Source organism: Vibrio sp. Vb0937, from assembly GCF_033338855.1.
Genome location: NZ_JAWOTK010000273.1, coordinates 1 through 1,237 on the forward strand (window position 1 = coordinate 1; position 1,237 = coordinate 1,237).

Below are 1,237 nucleotides of genomic sequence, written 5' to 3' on the forward strand. Positions count from 1 at the left end.
ACTGTAAACCAACAAGTTGGTTTGATACCCGTAGGGAGAAATAAAGCTCGCGCTTGCGCCAAACAATACCGCCATAATAAATGGCATCGGATCCACCCCGTACCCGACAGCCATACTATAGCCAATCGGAAATGCTAACGCGGCAGCGGCATTGTTGGTCACCAATTCAGTCAGCACCAAGGTCATGATGTATGTGGCCACCAGCGCACCAAATACGCCCCAGCCGTTAAACGCTTCGATAAACATTTCGCCCATCCTGACGGACAAGCCCGATGAAATCATCAGTTGCGCAATAGAGAGCGCAGAACCCACAATCACCACAATATCAATGGGAAAACGGCGGCGAAGCTCAGATATTTGCACTATGCCAAACGCAATGAGTGCAATGATGTATACCGCGAGCCCTTTAATGATCGGCACAAGTTCTAGTAGTGCACAGGCGATAACCGCAGCAAAACCAATCAACACAATCGTCGATTTATTGGAGTCCAAACGTGCGCTGGAATCTAAGTCGTGCACTAACACAAATTCTTTACGGTGCGCTCGACGCTCAGACTCAAAACGCTTGCCCGGCACCAACACTAAAGTATCGCCCGGAGCTAAGGTAATACTGCCCAATCCACCTTCCAAACGCTCATGCCCACGACGAATGGCGACAACGACCGCATCAAAACGATCGCGGAAGCGGCTTTCTTTCAAGGTCTTATGGCAGAAGGTTGCAGAGGAGCTGACCACCACTTCAATAAAGTTTTGGCCATTCAAATGCTGTTGCCCAAATAGCGTCAGCCCCGGAATTTCTTGCAAGGTCGCCACACTTTCGACATCACCACAAAACAGCAGGCGATCTTTCGCTTTCAGCACGAAGTCGGGGCCTACTGACGATACCGTCACGCCATCACGAACCACCTCTGCAAGAAACAACTTACGCAGCGCACGCAGATTGTTTTCACTGATGGTACGGCCAACCAAAGGGGAACCTGGTTCAACACGAGATTCAAGGAAATACGGTAAGTCTTCTTGGTTTTGGTCATCGTAACTTGGCAGCAAATAGCTCAGCGGAATAAGAATTAAAAGACCACCCGCTAAGACAGCCAAGCCAATCATCGTCGGAGTAAAAAAGCTCAGACTCGGTAGCCCTGCATCTTCCACAAAGCTATTAATAATAAGGTTGGTCGAAGTACCGATAAGCGTTAATGTGCCGCCAAATATCGCCGCGTAAGAAAGTGGAATCAGTAGC

At 49.2% G+C, this 1,237-nt stretch carries 1 protein-coding gene; it reads right to left on the reverse strand.

What is annotated here, in order from left to right:
* Positions 1-1,237 (reverse strand): SLC13 family permease (locus tag R7P67_RS25025; RefSeq protein WP_318086346.1); only part of this gene is annotated, 1,237 nt, incomplete at both ends.